This is a genomic window from Streptococcus sp. GMD5S (genome assembly GCF_000298715.2).
GTDB lineage: Bacteria > Bacillota > Bacilli > Lactobacillales > Streptococcaceae > Streptococcus.
Window position 1 is genome coordinate 1 of sequence record NZ_AJRG02000003.1, and the last position, 14912, is coordinate 14912.

The 14912-nt window shown below is 42.2% G+C and carries 16 protein-coding genes and 2 riboswitches; of the genes, 14 read left to right on the plus strand and 2 right to left on the minus strand.

Translation table 11 applies throughout. From position 1 onward, the window contains the following. The first annotated feature begins 36 nt into the window (after positions 1–36). A riboswitch (TPP riboswitch) is annotated at positions 37–125 on the plus strand. 158 nt (positions 126–283) lie between these two features. From GMD5S_RS0202245 to thiE, 7 genes are read left to right on the plus strand one after another with little or no spacing between them, the layout of a single operon-like run. Further along, positions 284–844 (plus strand): ECF transporter S component, encoded by a 561-nt coding sequence (locus GMD5S_RS0202245; RefSeq protein ID WP_000915264.1) that lies wholly within the window; start codon positions 284–286, stop codon positions 842–844. Further along, entirely contained in the window at positions 845–2230 is a 1386-nt protein-coding gene (locus GMD5S_RS0202250; RefSeq protein ID WP_000522132.1) for an ATP-binding cassette domain-containing protein, read from the plus strand. A 1-nt stretch (position 2231) separates the two neighbouring features. Next, positions 2232–2882, plus strand: coding sequence for an energy-coupling factor transporter transmembrane component T (locus GMD5S_RS0202255; RefSeq protein WP_000241361.1), 651 nt, complete (start codon positions 2232–2234; stop codon positions 2880–2882). Positions 2883–2892: 10 nt separating this feature from the next. Next, complete coding sequence (gene tenA / locus GMD5S_RS0202260; protein ID WP_000397195.1) at positions 2893–3573, plus strand: thiaminase II; 681 nt, start codon at positions 2893–2895, stop codon at positions 3571–3573. 15 nt (positions 3574–3588) lie between these two features. Next, positions 3589–4113, plus strand: coding sequence for an energy coupling factor transporter S component ThiW (gene thiW / locus GMD5S_RS0202265; RefSeq protein WP_001244055.1), 525 nt, complete (start codon positions 3589–3591; stop codon positions 4111–4113). Further along, positions 4113–4916, plus strand: a complete 804-nt coding sequence (locus GMD5S_RS0202270; protein ID WP_008292795.1) for a hydroxyethylthiazole kinase — start codon at positions 4113–4115, stop codon at positions 4914–4916. Before thiW ends, GMD5S_RS0202270 begins: the two co-directional genes overlap by 1 nt. Further along, positions 4909–5541 (plus strand): thiamine phosphate synthase, encoded by a 633-nt coding sequence (thiE, locus tag GMD5S_RS0202275; protein ID WP_001078202.1) that lies wholly within the window; start codon positions 4909–4911, stop codon positions 5539–5541. The genes GMD5S_RS0202270 and thiE overlap by 8 nt, the downstream gene beginning before the upstream one ends. A gap of 46 nt (positions 5542–5587) precedes the next feature. On the opposite strand, the gene thiD is transcribed toward thiE, so the two are convergent. Beyond that, positions 5588–6379: a bifunctional hydroxymethylpyrimidine kinase/phosphomethylpyrimidine kinase gene (gene thiD / locus GMD5S_RS0202280; RefSeq protein WP_000221712.1), complete on the minus strand. Its 792-nt coding sequence runs from the start codon at positions 6377–6379 to the stop codon at positions 5588–5590. A gap of 84 nt (positions 6380–6463) precedes the next feature. Continuing rightward, positions 6464–6562, minus strand: a riboswitch (TPP riboswitch). Between the two features lie 183 nt (positions 6563–6745). Here thiD and GMD5S_RS0202285 point away from each other — a divergent pair. The 5 genes from GMD5S_RS0202285 to GMD5S_RS0202305 all read left to right on the plus strand — a co-directional run bounded on the left by GMD5S_RS0202285 (position 6746) and on the right by GMD5S_RS0202305 (position 12149). After that, entirely contained in the window at positions 6746–7141 is a 396-nt protein-coding gene (locus GMD5S_RS0202285) for a CopY/TcrY family copper transport repressor (protein WP_001167199.1), read from the plus strand. Positions 7142–7151: 10 nt separating this feature from the next. Continuing rightward, a complete protein-coding gene (locus GMD5S_RS0202290; RefSeq protein WP_000935056.1) occupies positions 7152–7523 on the plus strand; it encodes a cupredoxin domain-containing protein in 372 nt (123 codons plus the stop codon). A gap of 9 nt (positions 7524–7532) precedes the next feature. After that, positions 7533–9755, plus strand: coding sequence for a heavy metal translocating P-type ATPase (locus GMD5S_RS0202295; protein ID WP_000136320.1), 2223 nt, complete (start codon positions 7533–7535; stop codon positions 9753–9755). Positions 9756–9967: 212 nt separating this feature from the next. Next, complete coding sequence (gene spxB / locus GMD5S_RS0202300) at positions 9968–11743, plus strand: pyruvate oxidase (protein ID WP_000191811.1); 1776 nt, start codon at positions 9968–9970, stop codon at positions 11741–11743. Between the two features lie 58 nt (positions 11744–11801). Further along, complete coding sequence (locus GMD5S_RS0202305; RefSeq protein ID WP_001052641.1) at positions 11802–12149, plus strand: VOC family protein; 348 nt, start codon at positions 11802–11804, stop codon at positions 12147–12149. A 165-nt stretch (positions 12150–12314) separates the two neighbouring features. On the opposite strand, the gene GMD5S_RS0202310 is transcribed toward GMD5S_RS0202305, so the two are convergent. Then, positions 12315–12659 (minus strand): lipopolysaccharide assembly protein LapA domain-containing protein, encoded by a 345-nt coding sequence (locus GMD5S_RS0202310; protein ID WP_000913393.1) that lies wholly within the window; start codon positions 12657–12659, stop codon positions 12315–12317. Positions 12660–12985: 326 nt separating this feature from the next. On the opposite strand from GMD5S_RS0202310, the gene GMD5S_RS0202315 reads away from it, so the two are divergent. Next, positions 12986–13246, plus strand: coding sequence for a SemiSWEET family transporter (locus tag GMD5S_RS0202315; protein WP_001291473.1), 261 nt, complete (start codon positions 12986–12988; stop codon positions 13244–13246). Between the two features lie 131 nt (positions 13247–13377). Then, entirely contained in the window at positions 13378–14817 is a 1440-nt protein-coding gene (locus GMD5S_RS0202320) for a 6-phospho-beta-glucosidase (RefSeq protein ID WP_000136073.1), read from the plus strand. The last annotated feature ends 95 nt before the right edge of the window (positions 14818–14912 follow it).

The window sequence follows — 14912 nt, forward strand, 5'->3', positions numbered from 1 at the left end:
TTCAAATTCTGTTATACTGGTCCAGTAATTAAATAATAAAGACATTTGGGGTGCTTTAGGCTGAGATGATACCCATTGAACCTGATACAGTTAAGACTGGCGAAGGGAAATGTGAAAAGGTTTTTTTCGTATGTCGAAAAGAACTGTCTAATCTTGTAAGCTAAACTCTAATTCTCGTTTGTAATTGGAGTTTTTTTGTTTATCAAAAGAGGATAGGCCTGACGACGAGCTTTTCGGTAGCTCTCCTTGAATGCCCCACTTTTCTTTAAAAAAGGAGTTTTTTATGTTGAAAAAATGGCAGTTAAAAGATGTTATCTTGCTTGCTTTCTTGTCTATCTTTTTTGGTGGCGTTTTTGTGGGTTCGGGTTATCTATTTGATATCCTCACCCTAATCTTGGCCCCTCTTGGTTTGCAGGCCTTTGCCAATGAAATCCTCTTTGGTCTCTGGTGTATGGCTGCGCCCATTGCGGCTATCTTTGTTCCAAGAATCGGAAGTGCAACGATTGGAGAAGTGCTCGCTGCGCTTGCTGAAGTCCTTTATGGTAGCCAATTCGGCCTAGGCGCTCTTTTGTCTGGCTTGGTTCAAGGCTTGGGAAGTGAATTTGGTTTTCTCGTAACCAAGAATCGCTATGAAAGTTGGCTCTCTCTAACTGCTAATAGTATTGGGATTACGCTTTTTAGCTTTGTCTATGAATACATTAAGTTAGGTTACTACGCCTTTTCCCTTCCTTTTGTCCTTTCCTTGCTTGTGGTGCGTTTTATTTCCGTCTTTTTCTTCTGTGCCATCTTGGTTCGTGCCATTGTCAAACTCTATCATCAGTTTGCGGCTGGAGGAAAGGCGTAGATGGGGCTGGAACTACGGGAGATTCAGTCCCCAATCTTTTCGGAGCCGATTGATTTTACTTTTCACGCGCAAGCTTTTACCTTGTTAGTTGGGAGCAGTGGTTCAGGAAAATCCAGTCTCTTTCAAATCATTGCCCAGGTCACTTCCTTGCCCTATAGTGGTCAAGTCCTGATAGATGGAAACCAGGTCAGTCAGCTTTCTATCGTCGAACGTGTCCAGACGGTTGGCATTCTCTTTCAAAATCCCAATCATCAATTTACCATGGAGAACTTGTTTGAGGAGCTGATTTTTACCTTGGAAAATATCGGCCATCCCGTTCAGGAGATTGATTCTAAAATAGCCGAGGTGGTCCAGCAATGTCGCTGCGAGGCAATCTTGCACCGTCCCATCCATCACTTATCAGGTGGGGAAAAGCAAAAGGCTGCGCTGGCTGTTCTATTTGCCATGAATCCTAGGGTCTATCTCTTGGATGAGCCCTTTGCTTCTATTGACCGCAAAAGTAGGATAGAGATCCTAGAGATTCTAAAGGAATTGGCCTCTAATGGGAAGACAGTCATCCTGTGTGACCATGATTTATCAGACTATGGAGCCTACATTGACCATATGGTGGAGCTAAGAGACGGGCAACTGAGGGAAGTGTTTCAAATCCCTACCTCTGAGATGACACAGGTTGCTTCAAAGGAAGTTGCCTCTAGCCTAGAACTATTCCATATGGATCGTGTGACTTGTGAGCTGGGTAATCGTCCCCTCTTTTCGATTGCTGATTTCACGTTTTACCAAGGAATTTCCTGTATCCTAGGTGATAATGGTGTTGGGAAATCAACCCTCTTTCGTTCCATTCTTCAATTTCAAAAGTATAGAGGGCGCATTACTTGGAAGGGTTCGGTCCTAAAAAAGAAAAAGAGTCTGTATCGTGACCTGACGGGTGTCGTTCAGGAAGCTGAGAAGCAATTTATCCGAGTCAGTCTGAGAGAGGAACTTCAATTAGATAGCTCAGACTCGGAAAGAAATCAGCGGATTCTACAAGCTTTACGATATTTTGATCTGGAGCAGGCGCTTGATAAGAGTCCCTATCAATTAAGTGGTGGCCAACAAAAGATTCTTCAGCTCTTGACCATCTTGACCAGCAAGGCTTCTGTGATTTTACTAGATGAACCTTTTGCTGGTTTAGATAATAGAGCCTGCGCCTATTTTTGTCAGTGGATTCTGGAGGACAGAAATCAAGGGAGAAGTTTTTTGATCATTAGCCATCGTTTAGATCCCTTGATTTCTGTGGTCGATTATTGGATTGAGATGACTAGTGAGGGTCTCCGTCATATTAAAGACGTGACCATCAGCAAACCTCTCACATCTCGGAGTATCAATACTCAAGGGGAGGTGAAGTAGTATGGTCAAAGTAGCAACCCAGACACCGATAATCGGTCTCTTCTTTCTAATTTTATCCTTGGAAACATCTTTCATTCCTTCGATTGCTCTTAATCTTTCAGTAGTCGCATTTTGCATTCTCTTCATGCTCTACTACCGTCGATTTAAATTGTTGGCTTGGATGCTTGTGCTCGCCATCTTACCATCCTTTGCCAACTACTGGGCAGTACAGTTACATGGGGATGCTTCGCAGGCAGTGATACTTGGAACGAGGGCCTTTGTGACGGTTTGTATCGGTCTTGTCTTTGTTTCCAGTATTTCCTTAAAAGAGCTTCTCTTGTACTTGGCTCAAAAGGGGTTATCACGGTCTTGGGCCTATGCCTTAATTGTGGTATTCAATGCCTTTCCCCTCATTCAACAAGAAATCAAGTCCCTCAAGGAAGCTTGCTTATTGCGTGGTCAAAAATTGCATGTTTGGTCTCCCCTGATTTACAGTAAGGTTCTGATGACAGTCTTTAGGTGGCGCCATCTTTACCTGAGAGCTCTATCTGCGCATGGATATGACGAGCATGCACAGTTGGAGAATAGTTATCGGACTTTTTATATTTCTCAGAGGACAAAATTGATCTACCTACTTTTCTTTTTATTGCTTCAAACCAGCCTATTTCTATAAAGGAGTTATTATGGAATTTACAGATATTGCGATGGAATTATCCAAGGAAGCTTGGCAGGCTTCCTTTCATCACCCCTTTGTTTTACAGTTACAAGAGGGGAATTTAGAACCTTCTATTTTCCGCTATTACCTGATTCAGGATGCCTACTACCTGAAGTCTTTTTCAGAAGCCTATCACCTCTTGGCTGATAAGACTTCAAACCAAGAGATGAAAAGACTCTTGAAACAAAATGCCCAGAGTCTAGTGGAGGGTGAGTTGTTTATCCGCCAACAATTTTTCATGGAATTAGGAATCAGCGACCAGGAAATGGAGCAACATCCAATCGCTCCAACCTGTTATCATTACATTTCTCATATTTATCGCCAGTTTGCAGAGCCAAACTTGGGCATTGCTTTTGCTAGTTTGCTTCCATGTCCTTGGTTATACCATGATTTGGGCAAGGCACTTAATCGCAAACCATCCCCGAATCCTCTTTATCAACAGTGGATTGAGACCTATATCACCGATGAGTTAGAACAGCAGATTAAAGAGGAAGAAGCCCTGGTCAATCAGCTCTATCGCGAAAGCAACGAGACAGACAAACAAAAAATGCTAGAGGCCTTCCACCGAAGTGTCCACATGGAAGCTAAGTTTTGGGAGATGGCTTACCAACATCAAACCTGGACGAGTGATTTGCAATCCTTAGAATAAGAGAAGAAATAGAAAATGAGAAACCACCAACTACAAGTTCACAAATTAACCATTTTATCCATGATGATTGCCCTTGACGTAGTTCTTACGCCCATCTTTCGAATTGAAGGGATGGCACCGATGTCCAGTGTAGTCAACATTCTTGCAGGAATCTTGATGGGGCCTGTTTATGCCTTGGTCATGGCTACAGTCACAGCCTTTATCCGTATGTCTACTCAAGGTATTCCGCCCTTGGCCCTCACAGGAGCTACTTTTGGAGCCCTCCTTGCAGGTCTCTTTTATAAGTACGGTCGAAAATTTCATTATTCTGCCCTAGGAGAAATCTTGGGAACAGGGATTATCGGTTCTATTGTTTCCTATCCTGTCATGGTTCTCTTTACGGGATCTGCGGCCAAGCTCAGCTGGTTTATCTACACTCCTCGATTTTTCGGAGCAACCTTGATCGGTACAGCCATAGCTTTTCTTGCCTTTCGATTTTTAATCAAGCAGGAATTCTTTAAAAAAGTACAAGGATATTTCTTTGGTGAAAGGATAGACTGATGCAGGAATTTACAAATCCCTTTCCTCTAACCTCCAGCTCCTTAATTCACTGCATCACCAATGAGATTTCCTGCGAGATGCTGGCCAATGGCATTTTGGCTCTGGGATCTAAACCTGTCATGGCAGATGATCCCCGTGAGGTCCTTGATTTTACCAAACAAAGTCAAGCTCTCTTCATCAATTTGGGGCATTTGTCAGCTGAGAAGGAGAAAGCAATCCGTATGGCAGCTTCTTATGCAGCTCAAGCTTGTCTCCCAATGGTAGTAGATGCGGTTGGCGTAGCAGCATCTCCCATTCGTAAGGGACTAGTTAGAGATCTTTTAGAATACAAGCCCACAGTCCTTAAAGGAAATATGTCAGAAATCCGAAGTCTTGTTGGTTTAAAACACCACGGAGTCGGGGTCGATGCTAGTGCTAAAGATCAAGAAACTGAGGATTTGCTTCAAGTCTTGAGAGACTGGTGTCAGCTTTATCCTGGCATGTCATTCTTAGTCACTGGACCCAAGGACCTCATTGTTTCGGAGAATCAGGTTGCAATATTGGGAAATGGCTGTGCAGAATTGGACTGGATAACAGGGACAGGAGACCTGGTTGGAGCCTTGACAGCCGTTTTTCTCAGTCAAGGAAAGACTGCCTTTGAAGCTTCTTGCCTAGCGGTCTCTTATCTCAATATCGCTGCTGAGAGAATTCTTGTCCAAGGAATGGGATTGGAAGAATTTCGTTACCAAGTTCTCAATCAGCTCTCTCTTCTAAAAAGAGATGAAAATTGGCTAAAAGCCATCAAAGGAGATATTTATGAATAGAGAAGCACTTAGACTATATCTAGTAACCAATCGCTACCAAGATTCCTTGGAAAACTTTCTTGAAAAAGTTGAGACGGCCTGCCGTTCAGGTGTTACCATTATCCAACTACGAGAAAAAAATCTCACAACCAACCAATACTATCAACTGGCAAAACAAGTCAAGGAAATAACCGATGCCTATCAGGTCCCCTTAATTATCGATGATCGATTGGATGTTTGTCTTGCGGTTGATGCTGCAGGTCTACATATCGGAGACGATGAACTACCAGTTTCGGTTGCCCGCCAAGTCTTGGGTCCTGACAAAATCCTCGGTGTCACAGCTAAAACAGTAAAAAGAGCCCTCGAGGCAGAAGAAGGAGGTGCGGATTACTTGGGAACAGGAGCTATTTTCCCGACAACTACTAAAGAAAATGCACCTATCACCTTGATTTCAACCTTGAAAACCATTTGCCAAACGGTCGCCATTCCAGTGGTTGCTATCGGAGGCTTGACGTCAGAGAATATTGACCAGCTTATTGGCACTGGCATAGCAGGGGTTGCCGTTGTCCGTGATTTGATGCAGGCAGAAGATATTGAGGCAAAAACGCAAGCTTTTTTAACAAAGCTGGATGACATGATTTCCTAATCAAAAACTCTCTAATTCCCTTAAAGTGGGAACTAGAGAGTTTTTCTTAATCTTTAAAACTTGTATGGTTGACTGGGCCAGAACCATGACCGAGTTGAGGTGCGTCTTGGATGGCTTTTGTGATAAAGGCCTTGGCTTTATCGACTGCTTGATAAAGGGTTTTTCCCTTGGCTAGTTCAGCCGTAATCACTGCAGCAAAAGTACATCCAGTACCATGGGTGTGACAGGTTTGAATTCGTGGACTTTTCCAGACAAATTGCTCCTCTTTGGTAAAGAGGAAATCCTTAGCACCACCTTCAAGATGACCACCTTTGATAACTACAGACTGAGGGCCAAATTCTTTTAAAATCAGGCGACCAGCACGTTGCATGTCTTCTGGATCATGGATTGAAAAACCAACAATCTCTTCTGCCTCAGGAAGATTGGGGGTGATGATGGTAGCAAGGGGAAGCAAGTTTGTTTTTAGGTAGCTTCTCGCACTAGTATCTATCAGGGTGTCCCCACTTGTAGCGACCATAACAGGGTCCAGCACATAGGGACAATCCAGCTTTTTAAGGTAGGGTTGGATGATCTCCATGATCTCAGTAGTTGCCAACATACCAGTTTTCACAGCCTGAGGTTTGATATCCGAAAAGACACTCTCCAATTGAGCTTCCAGCATTTGGTTGGAGACGTGCTCGATTAATTGAACACCTCTGGTATTTTGAGCGACAAGGCTGGTGACAACGGCCATTCCATAGACATCTCTCGCTTGGAATGACTTCAAATCAGCCATAATGCCAGCACCGCCACTAGGGTCAGTTCCTGCAATGGATAGAGCAACGGGTAAATAAGTCATCTAAAACCTCCCAACCAACTGAAGTTTGTATTCTCAAGAACAAGCTAGTCTGTTTGAGGAAAGCAATAGAAGACTAGCTAGTCCTCATTATCATTTCCACTTCCATCAGCTAGCATTACCTAGATTGAGTCAAAGGGATATAACAGTCGTTAATCTCAGCTTTACGCACCCCTAGTGGTTGTTTTCTTTTTTCTACAGTATAGCATATTTTTATAGTTTATATAGTGAAATTTGACTGCAAATCTCTCGTTACAGGATTAGAATTCTATTTTTCGAAAAAATAATAAAAATTATAGTTGACAAATGTAGATTTTGAGAGTATACTAATAACTGTAATCGACAAATGTAGATTTAGGAGGTGTGATGATGCAGATTTCAGATGCAGAATGGCAGGTCATGAAGATTATTTGGATGCAAGGAGAGCAGACCAGTACGGATTTGATCAGGGTTCTGGCGGAGCGGTTCGACTGGTCCAAGTCGACCATTCAAACTCTTTTGGCTCGTTTAGTTGAGAAAGAGTGTCTGACAAGGAAAAAAGAAGGCAAGTTCTTTGTCTATTCAGCCCTTTTAACTCTGGACCAGAGTCGAGACTTGCTTGTCCAAGATATCAAAGACAAGGTTTGTTCTCGTAGGATTAAGAACTTGTTGGCTGATTTGATTGTGGAATGTGATTTCACTTTGGCTGACTTGGAAGACTTAGAAGCTGTGATTTCTAAGAAGAAATCAAGCGCTGTAACAGAAGTAAGATGTAATTGTATGTAAAGGAGACGTCATGTTAAATAGTATTGTAACCATTATTTGTATTGCCCTTATCGCGTTTATCTTGTTTTGGTTTTTCAAAAAGCCTGAAAAATCTGGACAAAAGGCCCAGCAAAAAAAGGGTTACCAAGAGATCCGAGTGGAAGTCATGGGGGGCTATACGCCTGAGTTGATTATTCTTAAAAAATCAGTGCCAGCCCGCATTGTCTTTGACCGCAAGGACCCTTCACCCTGTCTAGATCAGATCGTCTTTCCAGATTTTGGTGTGCATGCGGATCTTCCTATGGGTGAAGAGTATGTAGTGGAAATCACACCTGAGCAGACTGGAGAGTTTGGCTTTGCATGTGGTATGAACATGATGCACGGCAAGATGATTGTAGAGTAGGAGGAGACTATGACAGAAATTGTGAAAGCAAGCCTAGAAAATGGCATTCAAAAAATCCGTATCCGAGCTGAAAAAGGCTATCATCCAGCTCATATTCAGCTTCAAAAAGGGATTCCGGCTGAGATAACTTTTCATCGTGTGACGCCATCAAACTGTTACAAAGAAATCCTTTTTGAAGAAGAAGGTATCTTGGAACCAATCGGCGTGGACGAGGAGAAGACAATTCGTTTTACGCCTCAAGAGTTGGGGCAACATGAATTTTCATGTGGCATGAAGATGCAAAAGGGGAGTTATATCGTAGTTGAGAAGACGCGAAAATCTTTGTCACTTTTGCAACGTTTTTGGATTACCAGTATCTTTACTGTGCCGCTAGTTATTCTCATGATTGGGATGTTGACAGGGACTATCAGTCATCCAGTCATGCATTGGGGCACCTTTTTAGCCACGACGCCTATCATGCTAGTGGCCGGTGGTCCTTATATCCAAAGTGCTTGGGCTAGTTTTAAAAAGCACAATGCCAACATGGATACCTTGGTGGCACTGGGAACCCTAGTAGCCTATCTCTATAGTCTAGTTGCTCTCTTTGCTGGTCTCCCTGTTTACTTTGAAAGTGCTGGATTTATCCTCTTCTTCGTTCTTTTGGGGGCGGTTTTTGAGGAAAAAATGCGAAAAAACACTTCTCAAGCTGTGGAGAAATTACTAGATTTGCAGGCTAAAACAGCAGAAGTCTTGCGTGAGGATAGCTATGTCCAAGTTCCCTTGGAGCAAGTCAAGGTAGGTGACCTGATTCGAGTGCGTCCCGGTGAAAAGATCGCGGTTGATGGTGTTGTTGTCGAAGGTGTCTCCAGTATTGATGAATCCATGGTGACAGGTGAGAGCCTGCCGGTAGACAAAACAGTTGGAGATACTGTGATTGGCTCCACTATCAATAATAGTGGAACACTGGTTTTTAAAGCAGAAAAAGTTGGTTCAGAGACTGTCTTGGCTCAGATTGTGGACTTTGTGAAGAAAGCCCAGACCAGCCGTGCACCGATTCAGGATTTGACGGATAAGATTTCAGGAATTTTTGTCCCAGCAGTTGTCATTTTAGCGATTTTGACTTTTTGGATTTGGTTTGTCTTACTTGGGGCTAGTTTTGTGACCTCTCTACTTTATGGTGTGGCAGTTTTGATTATCGCTTGCCCTTGTGCCCTAGGTCTTGCAACACCAACAGCCCTCATGGTAGGAACAGGGCGGAGTGCCAAGATGGGGGTTCTCCTAAAAAATGGAACCGTCCTACAGGAAATCCAGAAAGTCCAAACTCTCGTCTTTGATAAAACAGGAACTTTGACGGAAGGAAAACCAGTGGTCACTGATATCATTGGCGACGAGACAGAAGTACTTGGCTTAGCTGCCTCTTTGGAAGAAGCCTCTCAACACCCACTGGCTCAAGCTATTATCAAGCGAGCGAGTGAAGCAGGACTTGAGCTTCAACCTGTAGAAAATTTCCAAGCCCTACACGGAAAAGGTGTTTCAGGGCAAATCAATGGGAAACAAGTCTTGCTTGGAAATGCTAAAATGCTAGATGGCATGGATATTTCGAGCGCTTATCAGGAAAAACTAGAAGAACTGGAAAAAGAAGCTAAGACAGTTGTGTACTTGGCTGTTGACAATGAAATCAAAGGCTTGCTTGCCCTGCAAGATATTCCCAAAGAAAATGCCAAGCTTGCCATCAGTCAGCTGAAAAAACGTGGTCTCCGAACAGTGATGTTGACAGGAGATAATGCTGGAGTGGCGCGAGCTATTGCAGACCAGATTGGTATCGAAGAGGTCATTGCTGGTGTTTTGCCAGAAGAAAAAGCGCATGAAATCCATCAACTTCAACAGGCTGGTAAAGTAGCCTTTATCGGAGATGGTATCAATGATGCGCCAGCCCTTAGTGTAGCGGATGTGGGGATTGCTATGGGAGCTGGAACAGATATTGCCATTGAATCAGCAGATCTTGTCCTTACAACCAACAATTTACTAGGATTGGCACGTGCTTTTGATATGAGTAAGAAGACCTTTAATCGTATTCTACTCAATCTTTTCTGGGCTTCTATCTATAACCTCATTGGTATTCCGATTGCAGCAGGAGTCTTTTCAGGAATTGGTCTCGTTCTCAATCCAGAACTGGCTGGTCTAGCCATGGCTTTTAGTTCTGTATCTGTTTTAACCAGTTCACTCATGCTAAACTTTAGTAAAATAGACTAAAAGCGAGCTTGCTCGCTTTTTATTATAAAACAGTTGTATAAAACGTTTTCAAACTGTACTGTAATAGAGAATAAAAACTTCTGAGCACATTCTTAGGAGACCCAAAACAAATGTGGTAAAGTAGTAGAGTAAAAATTTGCTGAAACGTTTCCAATTAGTATATGAAAACGGATTTATCAAGTTTTAAAAATATTTGAAGGAGAGTTATCATTATGACTCAAGGGAAAATTACTGCATCTGCAGCAATGCTCAACGTATTGAAAACATGGGGTGTAGACACTATCTACGGTATCCCATCAGGAACACTCAGCTCACTTATGGACGCTTTGGCTGAAGACAAAGATATCCGTTTCTTGCAAGTTCGCCACGAAGAAACAGGTGCTCTTGCAGCGGTTATGCAGGCTAAATTTGGCGGATCTATCGGTGTTGCAGTTGGTTCAGGTGGACCTGGTGCAACTCACTTGATCAATGGTGTTTACGATGCAGCTATGGATAACACTCCATTCCTTGCTATCCTTGGATCACGTCCAGTTAACGAATTGAACATGGATGCCTTCCAAGAATTGAACCAAAACCCAATGTACAACGGTATCGCTGTTTACAACAAACGTGTAGCTTACGCAGAGCAATTGCCAAAAGTGATTGACGAAGCTTGCCGTGCTGCCGTTTCTAAAAAAGGTCCAGCTGTCGTTGAAATTCCAGTAAACTTTGGTTTCCAAGAAATCGACGAAAACTCATACTACGGTTCAGGTTCATACGAGCGTTCATTCATCGCTCCTGCTTTGAACGAAGTTGAAATCGACAAAGCTGTTGAAATTTTGAACAACGCTGAACGTCCAGTTATCTACGCTGGTTACGGTGGTGTTAAAGCTGGTGAAGTAATCACTGAATTGTCACGTAAAATCAAAGCGCCAATCATCACAACTGGTAAAAACTTCGAAGCGTTCGAATGGAACTACGAAGGTTTGACAGGTTCTGCTTACCGTGTTGGTTGGAAACCAGCCAACGAAGTGGTCTTTGAAGCAGACACAGTTCTTTTCCTTGGTTCAAACTTCCCATTTGCTGAAGTTTACGAAGCCTTCAAGAACACTGAAAAATTCATCCAAGTCGATATCGACCCTTACAAACTTGGTAAACGACATGCCCTTGATGCTTCTATTCTTGGTGATGCAGGTCAAGCAGCGAAAGCAATCCTTGACAAAGTGAACCCAGTTGAATCAACTCCATGGTGGCGTGCAAACGTGAAGAACAACCAAAACTGGCGTGATTACATGAACAAACTCGAAGGTAAAACTGAGGGTGAATTGCAATTGTACCAAGTTTACAATGCAATCAACAAACATGCTGATCAAGACGCTATCTACTCAATCGACGTAGGTGACACTACTCAAACATCTACTCGTCACCTTCACATGACACCTAAGAACATGTGGCGTACATCTCCACTCTTTGCGACAATGGGTATTGCCCTTCCTGGTGGTATTGCTGCTAAGAAAGACAATCCAGATCGCCAAGTATGGAACATCATGGGTGACGGTGCATTCAACATGTGCTACCCAGACGTTATCACAAACGTTCAATACGACCTTCCAGTTATCAACGTTGTCTTCTCAAATGGTAAATATGCCTTCATCAAGGACAAATACGAAGACACAAACAAACACTTGTTTGGTTGTGACTTCCCTAATGCTGACTATGCGAAAATCGCTGAAGCTCAAGGAGCTGTTGGATTTACAGTTGACCGTATCGAAGACATCGATGCAGTTGTTGCAGAAGCTGTTAAATTGAGCAAAGAAGGTAAAACTGTTGTTATCGATGCTCGCATCACTGAACACCGTCCACTTCCAGTAGAAGTACTTGAATTGGATCCAAAACTTCACTCAGAAGAAGCAATCAAAGCCTTCAAGGAAAAATACGAAGCAGAAGAACTCGTACCATTCCGTCTCTTCTTGGAAGAAGAAGGTTTGCAATCACGCGCAATTAAATAATTCCTTCGTGGAACTTAAAAAGATCGGAGCAATCCGGTCTTTTTATGGAGTATAGTAAATGAATTTAAATCAATTAGATATTATCGTTTCAGATGTTCCACAAGTCTGTGCTGACTTGGAGCGTATTTTGGATAAAAAGTCCGATTATGTTGATGACAGTTTTGCTCAGTTTACGATTGGCAGTCACTGTCTGATGTTGTCCCAAAATCATTTGATTCCTTTGGAAGATTTTCAGTCAGGAATCATTCTTCATATTGAGATTGAGGATCTAAATCAGAATTACCAACGGTTAAAAGAGATCGGTGTCGAGATTTTACACGGTCTTTGTGAAACGGATTGGGGAACAGAGTCCTTATTAGTTAAAGGGCCTGCTGGTCTAGTGATTGATTTTTATCGTATGAAGTAGGTAATTCTATTATCAAATTTTTTATCTAAACATTCTTGGAGTGAAACTTAAAAAGATCGGAGCAATTCGATCTTTTTTGTATTTATGCGACTTTCAGTCCGTCTCGCTCCGTTAGGTGCGAGACAAAAAACCACCCGTTTTCACGGGTGGTTATGATTTCTACACTTATTGTTTGGCTTCCTGTTTTAATTGTTGCACCTGTTCCTCGTACTGGACAAGCTCCCTGTCTTTTATATTGATAGTCGCTTCTGCTTCAGCAATGCGGCTTCTCAGATCTTGAGTCTTGTTATGGTGATAGCTAATACCAATAGCACTACCAGCAATGATCCCGATTACTAGACAAGTAAAAATCACCAAAATCAAGGGAGCAGATAGTTGTGTAAAGACAAGACTGACAGTTACTGTTTGACGATTGAGTAGACCAAATGAGATCACAATGACTAATAAGCTCAAACCGCCAATTAGATAAGCCTTATCTTTCAGTGACAATTCATTAAATTTTTTTAGCATAAGTTCCTTTTCTCCTGACTATGTTGATAGAAAACTACACACCATTTAGGTATTAACAAAATTCATTTTACTAGAAAATTTCGATACTGTCAATAATTTCTAACGGCTTATTTACCATCAATCAATCGATTCATTGAAAAGGAGTATTCATTTTCTAATATTTGATTGAGTAAACAGAACGGAGCAATTCGGTCTTTTTTCTGTTCCCTCTTTCTTATAACAAGATTGTGATAGTTTATATCTTTATAACAAAAGTTTTAAAGACTTGATTGTTTTGAAAGAATATTTTAAAATAAGATTCAGTAAAAATGAAAGAGGTTTTGAAAATGTCTGAAAAACAAATGAAAATTTTAGGTTGGGTAGCGACCTTTATGTCTGTTATGATGTATGTGTCTTACTTCCCACAAATTATGAACAACCTGGCTGGTCAAAAAGGGAACTTTATCCAGCCCTTGGTTGCAGCCATCAACTGTAGTCTCTGGGTTTACTACGGTCTTTTCAAGAAAGAAAGAGATATTCCACTTGCGGCTGCTAATGCACCAGGTATCGTTTTTGGCCTAGTAACGGCTATCACAGCTTTGATTTAAAAAGAAGACTGGTTTCAGTCTTTTTTTCGTATATATAAAAGTAAGTTTAGTGCTATTATTATCCAGAGGGTTCCAAACTTTTTGCCTCCTTTTTAGTATAATAGAAGTAATAAATCAATCGAGGTAAAGTGATGACAGAAATACTACAATTTCCAGAAGGATTCCTCTGGGGTGGTGCTACGGCAGCTAATCAATGTGAGGGTGCTTATAATCAAGATGGCCGTGGTCTTGCTAATGTGGATGTGGTACCGATTGGTCCAGACCGTGAGGCTATTATTACAGGTCAGAAAAAGATGTTTTCGTTTGAGGAGGGCTATTTTTACCCAGCAAAGGAAGCCATTGATATGTACCATCATTACAAGGAAGATATTGCGCTTTTTGCAGAAATGGGATTTAAAACCTATCGACTTTCCATTGCTTGGACTCGGATTTTTCCTCAAGGTGACGAAGCAGAGCCAAATGAAGTTGGTCTAGCTTTTTATGAGGATTTATTTAAGGAATGCCACAAGTATGGAATTGAACCACTGGTGACCATCACGCATTTCGATTGCCCCATGCACTTAATTAGGGAGTACGGTGGTTGGCGCAATCGTCGTATGTTGGACTTTTACGCAAATCTCTGTCACACCCTCTTTACCCGTTACAAGGGCTTGGTCAAGTACTGGCTCACCTTCAACGAAATCAATATGATTCTGCATGCCCCCTTTTTAGGAGCTGGGATTTGTTTTGAAGAAGGAGAAAATCAAGAACAGATCAAATACCAAGCAGCCCACCATGAGCTGGTAGCCTCGGCTATGGCGACTAAAATTGCTCACGAAATTGATCCAGAAAACAAGGTGGGATGTATGTTGGCAGCAGGACAATACTATCCCAACACTGCCCATCCGAGAGACTACTGGGCAGCTATGGAGGAAGACCGTAAGAGTTACTTCTTCATTGACGTCCAAGCGCGTGGGGAATACCCAAACTATGCCAAGAAACAGTGGGAGCGTGAGGGGATAGAAATTGAAATGACGGCAGAGGATTTGGATTTGTTGAAGAATCACACTGTTGATTTTGTTTCCTTCTCTTACTATGCGAGTCGAGTGGCCTCAGGCGATCCAGAAGTGACGAATCTGACCGCTGGAAATGTCTTTGCCTCTATCAAAAATCCTTATCTAGAATCCTCTGAATGGGGTTGGCAGATTGACCCACTGGGGCTTCGTATCACCCTCAATGCTATCTGGGATCGTTATCAAAAGCCTATGTTCATCGTAGAAAATGGCCTCGGTGCTATGGACACGCCAGATGAAAATGGATACGTAGCAGATGACTATCGGATTGCTTATCTAGAAGCCCACATCAAGGCTATGCGAGATGCTATTTACCAAGATGGCGTTGAATTGCTTGGTTATACGACTTGGGGTTGTATAGATCTGGTTTCTGCTGGAACAGGCGAAATGAACAAGCGTTATGGTTTTATCTATGTGGATCGTGATAATGCAGGTCAAGGAAGTCTCAAACGGAGCAAGAAGAAATCCTTCTACTGGTACAAGGATGTCATTGCCAGCAATGGTGCAAGTATTAAGTAGAGCACATTTGTTCACTATTTTTATAAAATCTTCTCCCTACTTTATAAGATGTGAAAAAGAGTTCAATTAGACCTGGCTTTTTGCTATAATGAAGT